The following is a 16,410-nucleotide window of genomic DNA, read 5'->3' as shown; positions in this document are numbered from 1 at the left end:
GCGGGGGTTGCGGGGCCGCGGCAATCGGGGCCGGTGCAGACGGGGCGCGGGCCGGCCCCCGGGCGAACGCCTTTGCGGCCCCGACCGTTTTTCCTGGCCTGCGGGCCTTGTCCCGGCGTGGCATAGCCCCGATAACAGCCCCGAACCCCCCGCCTCGAAAGGCCGACCCCTTGGCTGCAGACACCGCGAAGATCGCCCGCCAGTTCATCGCCAGCATACCGCACGCCCGGATGCTGGGCATGGAGATCGAAGAGATCGGCGACGGCTATGCCCGGATCATCATGCCCTATCATGCCCGCATCGTCGGCGACGCGCAGACCGGCGTGATCCACGGCGGCGCGGTCTCGGCCTTGATGGACACCTGCGGCGGTGCGGCGGTCATGAGCCACCCGGCGGCACCGGCCTCCACCGCCACCATCGATCTGCGCATAGACTACATGCGCGCCGCGACCCCCGGCGAGACCATCATCGCCGAGGCGCGATGCACCCACATCACCCGCAACGTGGCCTTCATCCGGGCCACCGCGGTCGATACCGACAGCGAAAATCTTGTCGCCACCGCCACCGGTGCCTTCACCGTGGAGGGCGCGTGATGGCCGGACGTCCCCCCCCCGAACCGGTCCTGAAGGTCAAGCAACGGCGCGATGCCGCGCTGAACGCGCTTGCCGACGGGGTGCCCTATATCCGGACGCTCGGCATCGTCTTCGACCGCCGCGGCGACGAGTTGACGGCGGTGCTGCCGTTCAAGGAAGAGCTGATCGGCAACCCGTTCCTTCCGGCCATCCACGGCGGCGTGACGGCGGCCTTCCTCGAGGTCACGGCAATCATCACGCTCAGCTATCAATGGCTCTGGGAAGACGTGGAATCCGGCTCGATCCGTCTGGACGAGCTGGAAAAGGGCGAGTTGCCGCGCCTGCCCAAGACCATCGACTTCACCGTCGACTACCTGCGCTCGGGCCTGCCGCGCGACGCCTATGCCCGGGCCCGGGTGACCCGTTCGGGGCGGCGCTACGGATCTGTCATGGCCGAGGCGTGGCAGGACAATCGCGACCGGCCCTTCGCCATGGCGACGTCGCATTTCCTGATGCCCCGCAGCGATGGCTGACACGGCCGCCATTCCGCGTCCGCAAGCTGTCACTCATGCCCGCGTGCTGAAGATCGCGGTGCCGATCGTGCTGTCGAACGCCACGATCCCGATCCTCGGCGCGGTCGATACCGGCGTGGTCGGTCAACTGGGTGCCGCGGCGCCGATCGGTGCCGTGGGTCTCGGTGCCATCGTGCTGCAGGCGATCTACTGGATCTTCGGCTTCCTGCGCATGGGCACGACCGGCCTTGCGGCCCAGGCCGCGGGGCAGGGCAATCGCGCCGAGGTCGCGGCATTGCTGACACGCGTGCTGATGATCGGCCTTGCGGCGGGCGCGCTGCTGATCGCCGCGCAGGCGCTGCTGTTCGCGGGTGCCTTCCACCTTGCCCCCGCCAGCGACGCCGTCGAAACCCTGGCGCGCGACTACATGCGCATCCGCATCTGGTCCGCACCCGCCGCCATCGCCATCTACGGCATCACCGGCTGGCTCATCGCGGCGGAGCGGACCCGCGCGGTTCTGGTCCTGCAGGTCGGCATGAACCTGGTCAACGTGGGCCTCGACCTGTGGTTCGTGCTCGGCCTTGGCTTTGGCGTGCCGGGGGTGGCCTGGGCCACCTTCATCGCCGAATGGTCGGGCCTGGCACTGGGCCTCTGGCTCTGTCGCGCGGCCTTCGCGGTGCCCGCCTGGCGCGACTGGGCGCGGGTCTTTGACGCCACGAAACTCTGGCGCATGGCGCGGGTCAATACCGATATCCTGATCCGCTCGGCGCTGTTGCAATCGATCTTCGTCTCCTTCCTGTTCCTTGCCTCGGGCCTCGGCGATGTCACGCTCGCGGCCAATCAGGTGCTGCTGCAATTCCTGCACATCACGGCCTATGCGCTGGACGGTTTCGCCTTCGCCGCCGAGGCGATGGTGGGGCAGGCGGTCGGTGCGCGCGCCACCGCCACGTTGCGCCGCGCGGCACTGCTGACGGCGCTCTGGGGCGGCGTCGCGACACTCGCTCTGGCGGTGGGCTTCGCGCTGGGCGGCGGCTGGCTGATCGCGGTGATGGCGGATGTCCCGCCCGTGGTCGCCGAGGCGCGCCGCTACCTGCCCTGGATGGTCGCGGCCCCGGTACTCGGCCTCGCGTCCTGGATGCTCGACGGCATCTATATCGGCGCGACACGCACCGCCGACATGCGCAACCTCATGGCGATCTCGGCGGCCGGTTACTTCGCCGTCGCCGCCCTTCTGGTCCCGAGCTTCGGCAATCATGGCCTCTGGGCAGCCCTGATGGCGTCCTTCATCTTTCGCGGCCTTGCCATGGCCCTGCGCTACCCCGCCCTCGAACGCGCGGTCGCGACCGCCCCCTGACCCGGCCCGCCTTTCCATTTTCGAAATACGCCGGGGGTGAATTCGGCCCTCGGGCCGAAGAGGGGGCAGCCCCCCCCGTCCGATGCGATCAACCCGGCCCGCGACCGCCTTCTGTTGGCCGAACTCCGGCATTCCTCTCGCGCCGCGATCATGGTTTTAATCGGTCATGGACAAGCTCTCGGTCATGCACGCCTTCTGCCGCATCGTCGAACGCGGCAGCTTCGCCCGTGCCGCAGAGGATCTCGGCGTGTCGCCCGCGCTCCTGAGCCGCGAGGTAAAGCTTCTGGAGGAAAGCCTCGGCGCCAGCTTGCTGACCCGCACGACACGCTCCATGTCGCTGACCGATAACGGGCATCTCTTCTACGACGAAGCGCGTCGGATCCTCGGGGCGGTCAGCCAGGTCGAGGACCGGATCCGGGAAGGGGCCGGAGAAGTCAGCGGCCATCTCAAGATCAACGCGTCAAGCTCGTTCGGCCAGATGGTCATCGCGCCCATGCTGCCGGGTTTCCTGAACCGATATCCCGACCTGCGGCTGACGCTGTCGCTCGACGATCGGGTTGTCGACATGATCGAAGGCGGTTTCGACGTCTCCATCCGCATCCGGTCGGCGATGCCGGATTCCGCGCTGATCGCCCGCAAGATCGGCACCATGCGCCAGCGCATCTTCGCCTCTCCGGACTATATCGACGGAAACGGGGCTCCGCAGACCCCGGATCAGATCCCGCAGCACCCGGTTCTCGGGTTTCTCTTGGCGGACCACCTGACAAACTGGTCGCTGACCGGACCCGGCGGCATCGTCAATGTGCCGGTGGATCCGACGGTGCGGGTCGGAAACAGCCTGGTGCTTCGCGATCTGCTGATCGCGGGCCAGGGGATCGGGACCTTGCCGGACTTCATTTCGGATGCCGAAGAGGCAAGCGGCACGCTGGTTCGGGTGCTCCCGGATCATGAACTTCCAGCACCGGAGATCTTCGCGGTGACAGGTTCGCGGCTCGGGCTCGATGCGCGCGTGTCGGCCTTTCTCGACCATCTGTCCTCGGCATTGCGACGCTGACATTCTTCAACCGGCGTAAAGAGTGATCTGACATCGCGCCGGTTATTCCCGAACGCGGCTTGAGCGATCTTTCCGGCAGACCAGACACAGCCAGTGAGGATCCCATGACCCGCATTCTTGTTCTTTACTATTCCAGCTACGGCCACGTTCGGGCATTGGCCGAAGCCGAAGCCCAAGGCGCTCGCAGCGTTCCCGGGGCCGAGGTCGATCTCCGCCGCGTCCCCGAGACGGTTCCTGAAGGCGTCCGCGCGCGCGCCGGATATGTGGCGGACGACACCCGCGAGGCGTCCCCCGCCGACCTCGCCGATTACGACGGCATTCTCTTCGGAACACCCACGCGGTTCGGGATGATGGCGGGCCAGATGAAGCAGTTTCTCGACCAGGCGGGTGGCCTCTGGGCGCGGAATGCGCTGGTCGGGAAGGTCGCCGGTGTGTTTGCCTCCACGGGCTCGCAGCATGGCGGCCACGAGGCGACGCTGCTGTCCACCCAGATCCCGCTTCAACACTTCGGCATGCTGATCGCAGGCCTGCCCTACAGCTTTGCAGGGCAGACGACGCGCGACGGCATCGTCGGTGGCGCACCCTACGGGGCCGGGACCATCGCGGGGGCCGATGGCGCCCTGCTCCCGACCGAGACGGATCTTGCCGGAGCACACTTCCAGGGTGCCCATGTCGCCCGGATCGCGGCACGGCTCGCCGCGGCCGGTCAGCGCCGGGAGGCCGCATGATGGCCCCCGACAGCCATTGTGCGGGAAGGCGGCACCGGTCGGCTCGATTGTCCACCCGGGGATATCCGCGCCCGGGTCGGCGCAAGGGCCCGGCACGCGGAACACAGGTAGCGGGCGGTCTTATCGGTGTCATACGCAAGTTTTTCCGCCGCGACCAAGCCCGCCGTCGCCTGCGCGGCGTGCCCCGCGATCTGCCCCCGACCTTGATGCGAGACGTCGGGATAGAGCCGCGATGCGACATCCCCGCCTTGCCCAGAACGCTGTTCTGGTGACCGCAACCACGGAGGAATTGCCATGACCCGAACCACGGATATCCTGATCACCGCGCTGGCACCGGCCGTCTGGGGCAGCACCTACCTCGTCACGACGGAGTTTCTGCCCGATGGATACCCGGTCACCCTGGCGATGCTCAGGGCGCTGCCGGCCGGGCTCCTGCTTCTTGCGGTCACGCGATGCCTGCCGCCGCGCGACTGGCTGGGCCGGGTCTTCCTGCTTGGCGCGCTGAACTTCGCGATCTTCTGGTCGCTGCTGTTCGTTGCCGCCTATCACCTGCCCGGCGGGGTCGCCGCGACCGTGACCTCGGTGCAGGCATTGATGGTGATCGGATTGGCGCGCGGGTGGCTTGGCACACCTGCCCGGGCAGCCGCTGTGGTCGCGGCGGTGACCGGAATGGCAGGCGTCGGGCTGTTGCTCATCGGGCCCGGCGCGGCGCTCGATCCGATGGGGATCGCCGCGGCTCTCGGTGCGGCGGCGGCCATGGCCGGGGGCACCGTGCTCAGCCGCAAGTGGCAGCCCCCGGTCGGCGCGCTTGGCTTTGCCGCCTGGCAGCTGACCGCCGGTGGCCTCATACTTTTGCCGCTGTCGGTGTTCGTCGAGCCGCCGTTGCCGCCCCTGACGCCGACCCATCTCGGCGGGCTGCTTTGGCTTGGCCTGATCGGGTCCGCGCTGACCTACTGGATCTGGTTCCGGGGTGTTGCGCGGATCGAGCCGGGGGCGGTTTCGATGCTCGGCATGATGAGCCCGGTTACCGCGGTCATCCTCGGGTGGGTCTGGCTTGGACAGGGCCTGAGCCCGCTTCAGATCCTCGGCGCGGGCATCGTGCTGGGATCGGTCTGGGCCGGCCAGGCGGCGAACCGCCCCGGTGGGTGGCAAGGCCCGCGCGTCTTCCGGCGGCACAGCCTTTCGCCCTGATGACCGTTCATCCGTTTCAGCCAAGGAGCCATCCGATGCCGACCCAACCCATCACCCGCGCGTTTGTCCGGCAGGCCCGTTGGGCAGGTCTGCTCTATCTTGTCATCATCGTCACGGGGCTTGGGGCGGAACTGGGGCTTCGCGCATCTCTCATCGATCTTGACGACGCCGCTGCCACCGCAGAGGCCATTCTGGGCGCGCCGGGTCTCTTCCGCGCGAGCCTGGCGGCCGATCTGATCATGGCGCTCGCCGATGCCGGGCTCGCGATCCTGCTCTATCTGATGTTCCGCGCCGCCGCCCCGGCGCTGGCGCTTTCGGCCATGGTATTCCGGTTGATCCAGACGGCGCTGATCGCAGCCAACCTGATGACGATGCAGACCGCCTGGCTGCTGCTGGACGGGGCTGCGGATATCCCCGTGGATCATGCACGATCGCTGGCGCGCGTCTTTCTCGAACTGCATGGGCAGGGCTACGATCTCGGCCTGGTCTTCTTCGGTGTGAACAGCCTGATCATGGGGCACCTTGTCTGGCGCTCGGGCCTCTTCGCACGGGCCTTCGGGCTGGGGCTCGTCGCGGCCGGCCTCGTCTATTTGATCGGCAGTGGGCTGCGGTTTCTCGCGCCCGATCTGTCGGCGCTGTTCATGCCCGCCTACGGTATTACCATCCTGGCCGAAAGCGCCTTCTGCCTGCGGTTGCTGTTGCAGCGAAGGCCTCGCCCCGCATCCTAGGTCGGGCAGAGGGTGCGGGCATCGACCGCCGCGCCGCGCGACCGGGCATGTCAGGGCGCGCGCCCTGGTTGCCGCGTTCCGGGTGAGGTCGGCAACAGCTCCGCGTCGGTTCGTGGAAGTGCAAGGCGACGCCTGTGCAGCGCCTCGTTACCCCATCGTCGCCAGCGCCTTGGAAAACACGTCCGCGCCGACATTGCCCCCGGACAGCGTGACGATGACGGCATCGCCCGCGATCTGATCGCGCCGGTAAAGCGCTGCCGCCAGCGCCACGGCGCCGCCGGGTTCGGCCACCACCTTGAGCCGCAAGAATGCTGCGGCCATGGCCTGCAAGGCCTCGTGGTCGCCGACCACCAGCCCCGGCCCGCAGAGCCGCTGCATGATCGGGAAGGTCAACCGCCCCGGCTCGGGCGTAACGATGGCATCGCACAACCCTCCCGACAGCGCCGCGTTGCGCATGACCCGTCGCGCCGCAAGCGACCGGGCCACATCGTCGAAACCCTCGGGCTCGGCGGTGCGCACGCGCAGCCCGGGCGCCTCCGCCTCGAGCGCCAGCGCGATCCCTGCGGTCAGCCCGCCGCCGCCGCAACAGACCACCACGTCGGCCACCTCGATCCCCAGCGCGCGGGCATCCGCGGCAATCTCGAGCCCGGTGGTGCCTTGCCCGGCGATTACCTCGGGGTCGTCGAAGGGCCTGACCAGCGTCAGGCCCCGCGCCTGTGCCAGCCGGTCGCCGATCGCATCGCGATCCTCGGTCGCGCGGTCATACAGCACAACCTCCGCCCCCAGTGCGACGGTATTGGCGATCTTCACCTCTGGCGCGTCGCGCGGCATCACGATCACCGCGGGCACTCCGTGAAGCGCCGCCGCATGGGCGACGCCCTGTCCGTGGTTGCCCGAGGAATAGGCGATGACGCCCGCGGCGCGGGTTTCCGCGTCGAGGGCGGACAGAGCGGACCAGGCACCGCGAAACTTGAAGCTGCCGGTCACCTGAAGGCATTCGGCCTTCACCAGCACCCGCCGTCCCGCGATCCTGTCGAGGAACGGCGAGGACAGCAGCGGTGTGCGCCGCGCGTGGCCCTCGAGGCGCAGGGCGGCGGCCCGGATACGCCCGATCTCCATCTCAGCGCAGCATCCCGAGCCAGCGGGTCAGCGCGTCGACCGCCGGGGCCTCGTCGAGAAACGGGATATGCCCACGATCAGGCACCTCGGCGGCGATCATGTCGGGCCTGCGGCGGCGCATTTCCGCAAAGCAGGCGGGCGAGAGCAGATTGGAATTTGCACCGCGAATGGCGCAAAGAGGCAGGCCCGCCAGCGCGTCGAACAGCGGCCAGAGGTCGGGCGCGGGTTGCGCGCCATCGCCCAGGACCGCGTCCCGCAGCTTGGGATCGTAGGGTATGACCAGCCCTTCGGGGCCTTCGCGGAACAACGTGCGCACCTCGCGCGCCCAGCGCTCGGGCGGGACATTGGCGAATCCCTCCATCCGCGCGCCGATCACCGCGGCCGCCTCGTCGTAGGTTTTCCAGACCGGGTTGCGCCCGAGATAGTCCTTGATCACCGTCAGCCCCTCGGGTGCGATCTCGGGGCCGATGTCGTTCAGCGCCACGCCCAGCAGCCGGTCCTTCGCGGTGGCCGCCAGCATCATCGAGATCAGACCGCCCCGCGACGTGCCCAAGAGCGCCGCCTGCCCGATCCCGAGGTGGTCGAGCAGTTCCAGCGCATCGCGGGCCTCGACCGGAATCGTATAGGTCGCGGGGTCGCCCCAGTCCGACTTCCCCCGGCCCCGGTAATCCAGCCGGATCATGCGCACGCCGGACAGATGCGGCGCGACATAGTCGAAGTCATGACCGTCGCGGGTCAGGCCCGACAGGCACAGCAGCGGCAGGCCGCCGCCTTCGTCGGTGAAGTGCAGCGACAGGCCGTCAGAGGTGGCGAAATGTGGCATCAGGAAGCAAGCTCCGGCAAGGTCGACAGGGTCGAGAGATCGGACAGGACATGACGGGGACGGGCGGGCAGGCGGTCAACGGGCTCGTCCTTGCGATTGACCCAGACGGTGGTGAAACCGTAGCCCGCCGCCCCCGCGGCGTCCCAGCCGTTCGATGATACAAAAAGCACCTCGTCGCGGACGCAGCCGAAACGCGCGCCGACCATGTCATAGACTTTCGAGGACGGCTTGAAGATGCCGACATCCTCGACCGACAGGGTCGCATCGAGGTATTCGCCGATCCCGGCGCTGTCGACCGCGCCTTCCAGCATCTCGGGGCTGCCATTCGACAGGATCGCGCAGGTCTTGCCCAGCGCCTTCAGCTTGGCCAGCATGAACGGCACCTCGCGGAACGGGGCCAGTTCCCAGTACAGCGCCAGCAGCCGCTCGCGCAGCTCGGCATCGTCCTGCAGGCCGCGCCGCTCGAGCGCCCAGTCCAGACCGTCTTCGGTGACCTGCCAGAACGACACATGGTCGCCGGTGATCGCGCGCAGCCAGGTATATTGCAGCTGTTTTTGCCGCCAGTCCTCGGCGATGTCGGTCCAGACCGTCTTGAACGCAGCCCGTCCCGGTTCCTCGGCGGCGGTCCGGGCGGCGGCGGCGACGTCGAACAAGGTGCCGTAGGCGTCGAAGATGCAGGTGGTGATGGCCATGATGTCCCTCTCGGTTGCGCGCCGAGGGTGGCACGCGGCGCGGGGAAGGAAAAGGGTGCGCTGTTTGCATCCGCCGCCAGAGTCACTAAAGGCGACGTGACGCATTGTGAAAGGGTTGCCCCGATGTCCGAAGAGGTTCTCGCCCAGGTTTCCGCCTCCGCGCCACGGCGCTGGTTCGGCATCGTCAGCCTGGTGATTCTGGGGGGCATGGTGCTCTATGTCGCGGCGGCGACGCCGGCGGCGCTGGGCTGGCAGGTCCTGCTGGTCGCCGTGGGGGCCGCGGCGCTGTGGCTGGCGCAGGCGATGTACAAGGCGACCACGCTGACCCTGAGCCTGACCCGCGAGGCGCTGACCGACAGCACCGGTGAGGTCATCGCCCGACTGGACGAGATCCGCAGCGTCGAGCGGGGGGCGTTTGCGATGAAACCCTCGAACGGCTTTGTGCTGAACATGACCCGGCCGCAAGCGAGACGCTGGCGGCCGGGGATCTACTGGACGTTCGGCAAGCGGGTCGCGGTGGGCGGGGTCACGCCGGGTCACCAGGCCAAGCCGATGGCCGACGCGATCGCGATCCTTCTGGCGCGGCGGGACTGACGCCCGCGCCGCGCCGCCGGGCCGGATTACTTCTTCTTCGACTTGCCGTTGCCCTGGTTTTCTGTGCCGTCGACATTGTCGGCACATTGCTCGGCGGCGGCACCTTCGTCGGCGTTCTCTGCGTTGTTGTTGCAAAGCGAGCCACCGGGCGCGTCCTGGTCGCCGTTGCCCCAGCCGTTGTTGGCGTGGAAGGATTTGCCTTCATACAGCATCTGCGGCGCAAATCGGGGACGGGTGAAGGAATAGGTCTTGATCTCGAATGCGTCGAGACCGGCCTCAAGCGCGGGAACGTAGTCTTCCCAGGTCTCGACGAGGATCACCTGATCGCCATTCGACATGATCGGCAGCCGTGTTTCCATGCCGTCCATGTCGTTGTTGTCGAAGGCGGGGTAGTTGCCGCGCGCTTCCGACCAGAGCACGTCGTAGCTGCCTTCCCCCTTGCTCGAATATTCGACCGCGGTGATCCGCATGTCGGATTCGCTCGCGTTGGATCGGGTCATTCCAAGGACCAGTTCGAAGGCGGCATCGACATAGGCGTCGGTCAGGGGATCTGTCTCGCGCGAGATTGCGTCGCCGATCGTGTAGTTGGCTTTCTGGTTGATCGCCTGCTGACGCGAGACGTCGAACCAGACCCAGGTTGCCCCGAAGAGCCAGACCAGCGCCGGGAAGATGATGACGGCCTCGACGGTGACGGTGCCTTCGGTGTCATGGCGAAACCGGGCGAGTAGGGATTTGATATTGGTCATCATGGCGAAACCTCAGCTCGGTTCCTGCACGAATGCAGCGGTTGAGACGATGGCGGAGTAGCCGTTGGCATCTTTCACCAGGCTCTCGGAGAAGGCCGTCGTCGGGGAGAAGGGCTGGAACTTGTAGCAGGCCCTCAGGAACATCAGCTCGTTGTCGCGGCCATATTCGAACTCGACCACCGGCAGCACCTGCTCGACGGTATCGACGCATTGCACCACATCGGGCGGCGTGATCCAGTCGCGCAGGTCCAGCTTGACCATTTCGAGGCGCAGCGTTTGCAGGCAGTTCGGCAGGATCGCGGCGCGTTCGCAGATCGAAAGCTTGAGCGACGCATGATCATAGTTCGTACCGGTCCCGAGGCGGACATCGCGGACCGTCTGGTCCAATGCCTTTTCAAGCGCGGTGTGCCGGACGGTCAGGGCGGACAGTTCCAGACCGGACAGGATCAAGGTCAGGAAGACGGGCATCCAGAGGGCGAAGGGGACAACCGAAGTGCCGTCTTCCTTCTGCCAGAAATGCCGGGCGGAATTGAGAAGATCATACTTCATTGGGTGAGCCTCAGCTGGTTGATCGCACGTGCGATGGAGTGGAACGCCTCTTCGATGTCGGTGCCATCGACGTCGAAGTAGTGGGACGGAGAGGAGGCGCAGTTCTGCATGACCGAGGCCCCGTGTTCGGAGACTTCGAAGCCGACGGACCAGATCACGATGTCATTGGCCTTTGCGGCGTCGCAGATGTCGTCCAGCAGGCTGTCACCCAACTCGGCGTTGTATTTCTGGTAGTAGAAGGACGACCAGCTGTTCCGGTACACGCTGCGCTGCAGGTAGTACCAAAGATTGTACTGGGCCCAGTGCGAGATTTCGCTTTCGCTGTCATACACCCAGTTCGACAGCCGATAGGACCGGTCGTGTTGACCGTCGGTCATGAGAACCACGGTTTTCAGCGTGTCTTCCCGCCCGTAGTCGGCAGGCCGACCGGCGAAGCTGGCATTGCCGTCCCCAGAGGCGATGACGGCGGTGTTGATGCCGCGTGTCGACGGGTCGAGCAAGGCCGTGCCCCACTTCATGCCGAGGAAGATCGACGTCCCGGCACGCGGCTCGAGGCTGGCGATCTGGGCCTTCAGCGCCGCTTCATTCTTGGTGAAGGGCTGGATCCGCTCGTAGCTGTATTGCGGGCAGACCGTATCGATGACCTCGTTCTCACCGTAGTAGTTCCACTGGTAGTGCTGCATCTGCTCGTAGGTCGCAGTGAGGTCGAGTGCAGCGGAACCGAAGGCGGAATCGGGGAACTCCAGGCAATGCGAATAGCCGTGTTTCCAGTTCACGTTCATCTGACCGGTGATCAGCGGTCCGGCGTTCACCTGTTCGGAGTAGGGCACCAGCGAGATCGACACGAGGCCTTCGTTGTCGTCGGCCAGAACCGTCTCGACGAAGGTGTTCGCGGCGACCCTGAGTTCGGCCATCTTGTCGCCGTAACCCATGGAGCCCGAAATATCGAGCACGAGCGAGATCTCGACGTTCTGGATGTATTCCTCGGCGGTGGCCACACCGTCCGACCTGAGGCTTTCGAGGCCGACGAATTTGGTGAAGTTCGCCGGGCGCGTTTCCAGCGCCGTGCCGGTCACCGTGCGGAAGTTCAGACCCCCGTCGATGGTGACCGAGGTCAGCGCGTTGGGCATCAGCATCTTGTCGAAGTAGTCGCGGACGACCAGTTCGGGATCGAGTTCCTGGTCGAGGTCGGCGGCGGCAAGCACCGCGCGGTCCATCGTGTTCTGCACCTTGTTGCGCTTCATCTCGGCTTGCATCAGGTCGATCCCGATGCCCCCCATCATGATGAAGGCCAGCGCGCCGAAAATGGCGACCAGGGACATGTTGCCCTCTTCAGCGCGCAGAAACCGCGAAATCGCCGTCGACGACTTTGTGGTTGCGGTGCGCATGCCCGATAGGGCGTGGGTCGCTCCGGTATCATTGGCTTTGCACATTCCGTACCTTTCCACCCATTCGATGGGTCACTCACTTACTTGCGTTCCGGTGGGCACAACTGCCCCTTACCCAGCCGTTTCTGGCCGAGCAAACGGGCCAAGATATGGCATCGGAGCGCTGTATTTCTGGCTGCAGAGGCTGTTTTGGCGACAATCGCCGAGGGGGCGGAAAACCGTTTCCATGCGGGAAATTTCTTGCCACCTTTCTGCCGGATTTACTGAAAATTCAGTGAAGTGTGGACGACTCGGTGTGCAGGGCTAAGGTCAACCATACACATCCGGGGAATCGGGCGGTGGTGCGGCACGCTCGGATCGCAAATGGGACGAAAGGATCGAATTTTATGGCTTCTCAATCGCGATCGGAGCCGACGTTCCGCCAAAGCGTCGACCACATGTACAACCGCGCCGCCGACCTGATGGAACTCGGGCCGGGCCTGCGCGAGAAGATCCGCGTGTGCAATTCGACCTACACGGTCCGCTTCGGTGTGCGGCTGCGCGGCGAGATCAAGACCTTCGTCGGCTACCGGTCCGTGCACTCCGAACACATGGAGCCGGTCAAGGGCGGCATCCGGTTCGATTCCACGGTCAACCAGGACGAGGTCGAGGCACTGGCGGCGCTGATGACCTACAAATGCGCGCTGGTCGAAGCGCCCTTCGGCGGTTCCAAGGGTGGGCTGTGTGTCGATCCGCGCGAATATGACGAGCGCGAGATGGAGATGATCACCCGCCGCTTCGCCTACGAATTGATCAAGCGCGACCTCATCAACCCGTCGCAGAACGTGCCCGCGCCCGACATGGGCACATCTGAGCGCGAGATGGCCTGGATCGCCGACCAGTACGCCCGCATGGCCACCACCGACATCAATTCGCGCGCCTGCGTCACCGGCAAACCGCTCAACGCGGGCGGGATCCATGGCCGCGTCGAGGCGACAGGCCGTGGCGTGCAATATGCCCTGCGCGAGTTTTTCCGCCACCACGAGGACATGCGCCGCGCCGGGCTCGAGGGCAATCTCGAAGGCAAGCGGATCATCGTGCAGGGGCTGGGCAATGTCGGCTACCACGCCGCCAAGTTCCTGGCCCAGGAAGACGGTGCGCATATCGTCGGTATCGTCGAGCGGGACGGCGCGATCTGGAACGAAGCGGGCATCGCCGTCGATCACCTGCGCGATCACATGACCGAGACCGGCGGCGTCAAGGGCTACCCGCACGCCACCTTTGTCGAGAACGGTGACAAGGTGATGGAAGAGGAGTGCGATATCCTGATCCCCGCCGCGCTGGAGGGGGTGATCAACCTCGACAACGTGGACCGCATCAAGGCCAGGCTGATCATCGAGGCGGCGAACGGGCCGATCACCTCGGGGGCCGATGACAAGCTGCGCGAGAAGGGCACGGTCGTGATCCCCGATCTCTACGCCAACGCGGGCGGCGTCACGGTGTCCTATTTCGAATGGGTCAAGAACCTCAGCCATATCCGCTTCGGACGCATGCAGCGGCGGCTTGACGAACGCCGTCACGGTTTGGTGGTCAACGAGCTTGAGCGGCTGTCCGACGCGCTGGGCGACACCTGGTCGGTGTCGGAATCGTTCAAGGAACAGTTCCTCGGCGGTGCCGACGAGCTGGAGTTGGTCCTGTCGGGTCTCGATGATACCATGCGCATCGCCTATCAGGACATGCGCAAGCCCTGGATCGAGCGCGAGGATGTCACCGACCTGCGCACCGCCGCCTATATGGTCGCGATCGAACGCGTGGCGGGCAGCTATCGCGCCAAGGGGCTTTGACGCCGCGCGCCGAATGCGGCATGCCGGGCGCAGCACGGCCCGCCTGCGCGGGCCCCATCGACACCACAGACATGACGGAGATCCCGATGAGATACGCCCTTTCCGCCGCCCTTGTCGCCACCCTGTGCGGCAGCCTCGTCACCCCGGCCCTTGCCCAGTCAGACGACGGCGAGTGCGGCTTGCAGGCCGAGATCGTGATGCAGGTTGTCACCGCGCGCCAGACCGGCAGCGACGCAGGCGCGGCGCTGCGCACGGTGGCCCAGGACCTGACCGGCCCGGCAGAGAAATACGCCTCTGTCGTGCCCGCGATCGCCGAATGGGTCTATTCGCTGCCCGAAGAACAGTTGGGTACCGAGGTCGGTGAAAGCTGGCGCACTCAGTGCCAGAACATGTAAGGCGCGCGGGCCGGGGCGCGGACTGACGCGCGGACCGGCCGACGGGCGGGCAGGTGCCGCAACGCACGGTGGCCCGTCTGGACTCTGGTCGGCTCTGGGCCGATATTCGACCCCATGAGTCTGCCCCCCGGTTTTCTTGATGAATTGCGCAGCCGCACGAGCCTGAGCCAGGTCGTGGGCCGCAAGGTCATGTGGGACAAGCACAAGTCGAACCAGGCCAAGGGCGACATGTGGGCGCCGTGCCCGTTCCATCAGGAAAAAAGCGCGTCCTTCCACGTCGATGACCGCAAGGGGTTCTTCTATTGCTTCGGCTGCCAGGCCAAGGGCGACGCGATTTCCTTTATCCGCGACAGCGAGAATGTCGGCTTCATGGAGGCGGTCGAAATCCTGGCCGCCGAAGCGGGCATGCCGATGCCCGCCCGCGACCCCAGGGCGCAGGAGAAGGCCGACCACCGCAGCGATCTGGCCGCGGTCATGGAAGACGCGGTGCGCTTCTACCGGATGCAGCTCAAGACCGCCGGGGCGGGGTCGGCGCGCGACTACCTGACCCGACGCGGCCTTGACGCGGCGACGCTCGACCGCTTCGAGATCGGCTTTGCGCCCGAGGGATGGCAGTCGCTTTGGGATCATCTGACCGGCAAGGGCGTCGATGCGGAGCGGGTGATCGGCGCGGGCCTGGCCAAGCCGTCCAGCCGTGGCGGCAAGCCCTATGACGTCTTCCGCAACCGCATCCTGTTTCCGATCCGGGACGGGCGCGGGCGCGCGATCGCTTTCGGGGGCCGCGCGATGGACCCCGGGGACAAGGCCAAGTACCTCAATTCGCCCGAGACCGCGCTGTTCGACAAGGGGCGCAACCTCTATAATCTGGGGCCTGCGCGCGAGGCCGCCGGGAAGGGTGCGCCGCTCATCGTGTCCGAGGGCTACATGGACGTGATCGCGCTGACCCGCGCCGGGTTCGAGGCCTCTGTCGCGCCCCTTGGCACGGCGGTGACCGAGGCGCAGTTGCAGCTTTTGTGGCGGGTGTCGGACGAGCCGGTCATCGCGCTCGATGGCGACACCGCCGGGTTGCGCGCGGCGCACCGGGTGATTGATCTGGCGCTGCCGCTGCTGGAGGCGGGCAAGTCGCTGCGCTTTGCGCTGATGCCCGAGGGGCTGGATCCCGACGATCTGATCCGCGCCGAAGGGGCCGACGGGGTGCGGCGCGTTCTGGAGGGCGCGGTGCCCATGGTGCAGTTGCTCTGGCGGCGCGAGACCGAAGGCAAGGTGTTCGACAGCCCCGAGCGCAAGGCCGCGCTCGATCGCGCGCTGCGCGAAAAGATCGCGATGATCCAGGACCCGTCGCTGCGGCATCACTACGGGGCCGAGATCAAAGACCTAAGGTGGCAGCTTTTCCGCCCTCAGCGGGCGTCATCGCCGGGCACGACGCGCGGCTCCGGCCGGGTCTGGACCCCCAAGGGCGCGCCCGAGCCGCCCTCGACCGAGGCCAAGTCCTCGGTGCTGGCGGCGGCGGGGCCCGCGGGCGAACGCCGCATTCGCGAGGCGGTCATCCTGGCCACGCTGATCTGCGCGCCGACGCTGCTGGACGAGTTCGAAGGCGCGCTTGAGACGCTGGCCTTCGAGGATGTCGATCACGCGCTGCTGCGCGATGCCATCCTGCGCGCCGCCCCCGGGACCCGCGCCGCCGCGATGGCGGCGGGGGCTGCGGCAATCGGTGCCGAGACCCTTGAAACGCTGTTTGCCGCACGCCATGTGGCGATTACGCCCTGCATCCGGCAGCCGGACGATACCGAGCTTGCACGGCTGACCATTGCCGAGGAGCTGGCCAAGCTGGGCGCGCTCACCGGGCTCGAGGCCGAGATCGCCGAGGCGGTGGAAGAGGCGGACGAGACCGACAACGAGGCGCGGACATGGCGGCTGGGCCAGGCCGCCGAGGCACAGGCGATCGCCGCACGTGCGGCGCGCGAGGACGACACGGAATACGAGAAGGGCGCGAACGGTGCCCTGATCGACAAGGCAGAGCGAAAGTCTTTCGCCGCGCTACTCGAAACGATCAGCTTTGCGAAAGGGCGCAAACGCGGCTAATGCGCATGGTTGAGAGAAAGAATCTGGAGGGACGGGTGTGCGAATCGGTTGATCGCGCTA

17 protein-coding genes are annotated in these 16,410 nt (G+C 66.6%); 11 read left to right on the top strand and 6 right to left on the bottom strand.

What is annotated here, in order from left to right:
* The first annotated feature begins 230 nt into the window (after positions 1 to 230).
* The 7 genes from ACXYMN_RS07875 to ACXYMN_RS07845 all read left to right on the top strand — a co-directional run bounded on the left by ACXYMN_RS07875 (position 231) and on the right by ACXYMN_RS07845 (position 6,139).
* On the top strand, positions 231 to 593 hold the full coding sequence (locus ACXYMN_RS07875; RefSeq protein ID WP_459013393.1) for a PaaI family thioesterase: 363 nt from the start codon (positions 231 to 233) through the stop codon (positions 591 to 593).
* Positions 593 to 1,105, top strand: coding sequence for a PaaI family thioesterase (locus ACXYMN_RS07870; protein WP_459013000.1), 513 nt, complete (start codon positions 593 to 595; stop codon positions 1,103 to 1,105). The genes ACXYMN_RS07875 and ACXYMN_RS07870 overlap by 1 nt, the downstream gene beginning before the upstream one ends.
* Positions 1,098 to 2,438, top strand: coding sequence for an MATE family efflux transporter (locus ACXYMN_RS07865; RefSeq protein WP_459012999.1), 1,341 nt, complete (start codon positions 1,098 to 1,100; stop codon positions 2,436 to 2,438). Before ACXYMN_RS07870 ends, ACXYMN_RS07865 begins: the two co-directional genes overlap by 8 nt.
* A gap of 166 nt (positions 2,439 to 2,604) precedes the next feature.
* On the top strand, positions 2,605 to 3,492 hold the full coding sequence (locus ACXYMN_RS07860; protein ID WP_459012998.1) for a LysR substrate-binding domain-containing protein: 888 nt from the start codon (positions 2,605 to 2,607) through the stop codon (positions 3,490 to 3,492).
* A 104-nt stretch (positions 3,493 to 3,596) separates the two neighbouring features.
* The gene (gene wrbA / locus ACXYMN_RS07855; RefSeq protein WP_459012997.1) at positions 3,597 to 4,220 is read left to right on the top strand and encodes an NAD(P)H:quinone oxidoreductase; all 624 of its coding nucleotides are present in this window, start codon (positions 3,597 to 3,599) and stop codon (positions 4,218 to 4,220) included.
* 294 nt (positions 4,221 to 4,514) lie between these two features.
* A complete protein-coding gene (locus tag ACXYMN_RS07850) occupies positions 4,515 to 5,411 on the top strand; it encodes an EamA family transporter (protein ID WP_459012996.1) in 897 nt (298 codons plus the stop codon).
* A gap of 35 nt (positions 5,412 to 5,446) precedes the next feature.
* The gene (locus ACXYMN_RS07845; protein WP_459012995.1) at positions 5,447 to 6,139 is read left to right on the top strand and encodes a DUF4386 domain-containing protein; all 693 of its coding nucleotides are present in this window, start codon (positions 5,447 to 5,449) and stop codon (positions 6,137 to 6,139) included.
* A 147-nt stretch (positions 6,140 to 6,286) separates the two neighbouring features.
* Here ACXYMN_RS07845 and ACXYMN_RS07840 read toward each other — a convergent pair whose 3' ends face one another.
* The 3 genes from ACXYMN_RS07840 to ACXYMN_RS07830 are packed head-to-tail and all read right to left on the bottom strand — an operon-like array spanning position 6,287 to position 8,773.
* A complete protein-coding gene (locus ACXYMN_RS07840; RefSeq protein ID WP_459012993.1) occupies positions 6,287 to 7,258 on the bottom strand; it encodes a threonine ammonia-lyase in 972 nt (323 codons plus the stop codon).
* A gap of 1 nt (position 7,259) precedes the next feature.
* Positions 7,260 to 8,081, bottom strand: a complete 822-nt coding sequence (locus ACXYMN_RS07835; RefSeq protein ID WP_459012992.1) for an alpha/beta fold hydrolase — start codon at positions 8,079 to 8,081, stop codon at positions 7,260 to 7,262.
* Complete coding sequence (locus tag ACXYMN_RS07830) at positions 8,081 to 8,773, bottom strand: haloacid dehalogenase type II (RefSeq protein WP_459012991.1); 693 nt, start codon at positions 8,771 to 8,773, stop codon at positions 8,081 to 8,083. The genes ACXYMN_RS07835 and ACXYMN_RS07830 overlap by 1 nt, the downstream gene beginning before the upstream one ends.
* A 123-nt stretch (positions 8,774 to 8,896) precedes the next feature.
* Here ACXYMN_RS07830 and ACXYMN_RS07825 point away from each other — a divergent pair, with 123 nt between their 5' ends.
* Positions 8,897 to 9,367, top strand: coding sequence for a hypothetical protein (locus tag ACXYMN_RS07825; protein ID WP_459012990.1), 471 nt, complete (start codon positions 8,897 to 8,899; stop codon positions 9,365 to 9,367).
* Positions 9,368 to 9,393: 26 nt separating this feature from the next.
* Here ACXYMN_RS07825 and ACXYMN_RS07820 read toward each other — a convergent pair whose 3' ends face one another.
* Genes ACXYMN_RS07820 through ACXYMN_RS07810 form a run of 3 tightly spaced genes read right to left on the bottom strand, consistent with a single transcriptional unit; the run spans position 9,394 to position 11,984 of the window.
* Complete coding sequence (locus ACXYMN_RS07820) at positions 9,394 to 10,116, bottom strand: TadE/TadG family type IV pilus assembly protein (RefSeq protein WP_459012989.1); 723 nt, start codon at positions 10,114 to 10,116, stop codon at positions 9,394 to 9,396.
* A gap of 9 nt (positions 10,117 to 10,125) precedes the next feature.
* Positions 10,126 to 10,662, bottom strand: coding sequence for a TadE/TadG family type IV pilus assembly protein (locus ACXYMN_RS07815; protein ID WP_459012988.1), 537 nt, complete (start codon positions 10,660 to 10,662; stop codon positions 10,126 to 10,128).
* The gene (locus ACXYMN_RS07810) at positions 10,659 to 11,984 is read right to left on the bottom strand and encodes a pilus assembly protein TadG-related protein (protein WP_459012987.1); all 1,326 of its coding nucleotides are present in this window, start codon (positions 11,982 to 11,984) and stop codon (positions 10,659 to 10,661) included. Before ACXYMN_RS07810 ends, ACXYMN_RS07815 begins: the two co-directional genes overlap by 4 nt.
* A 452-nt stretch (positions 11,985 to 12,436) precedes the next feature.
* Between ACXYMN_RS07810 and ACXYMN_RS07805 the strand changes: the two genes are divergently transcribed.
* From ACXYMN_RS07805 to dnaG, 3 genes are all read left to right on the top strand, one after another.
* Positions 12,437 to 13,873, top strand: coding sequence for a Glu/Leu/Phe/Val family dehydrogenase (locus ACXYMN_RS07805; protein WP_459012986.1), 1,437 nt, complete (start codon positions 12,437 to 12,439; stop codon positions 13,871 to 13,873).
* Positions 13,874 to 13,959: 86 nt separating this feature from the next.
* Positions 13,960 to 14,268: a hypothetical protein gene (locus ACXYMN_RS07800; RefSeq protein ID WP_459012985.1), complete on the top strand. Its 309-nt coding sequence runs from the start codon at positions 13,960 to 13,962 to the stop codon at positions 14,266 to 14,268.
* Positions 14,269 to 14,382: 114 nt separating this feature from the next.
* The gene (dnaG, locus tag ACXYMN_RS07795) at positions 14,383 to 16,350 is read left to right on the top strand and encodes a DNA primase (RefSeq protein ID WP_459012984.1); all 1,968 of its coding nucleotides are present in this window, start codon (positions 14,383 to 14,385) and stop codon (positions 16,348 to 16,350) included.
* Positions 16,351 to 16,410 lie beyond the last annotated feature (60 nt).

Source organism: Roseivivax sp. CAU 1753 (assembly GCF_054482575.1).
Note: the sequence above shows the minus strand (reverse complement) of the source record. Positions and strands in the feature narration are given on the sequence as shown.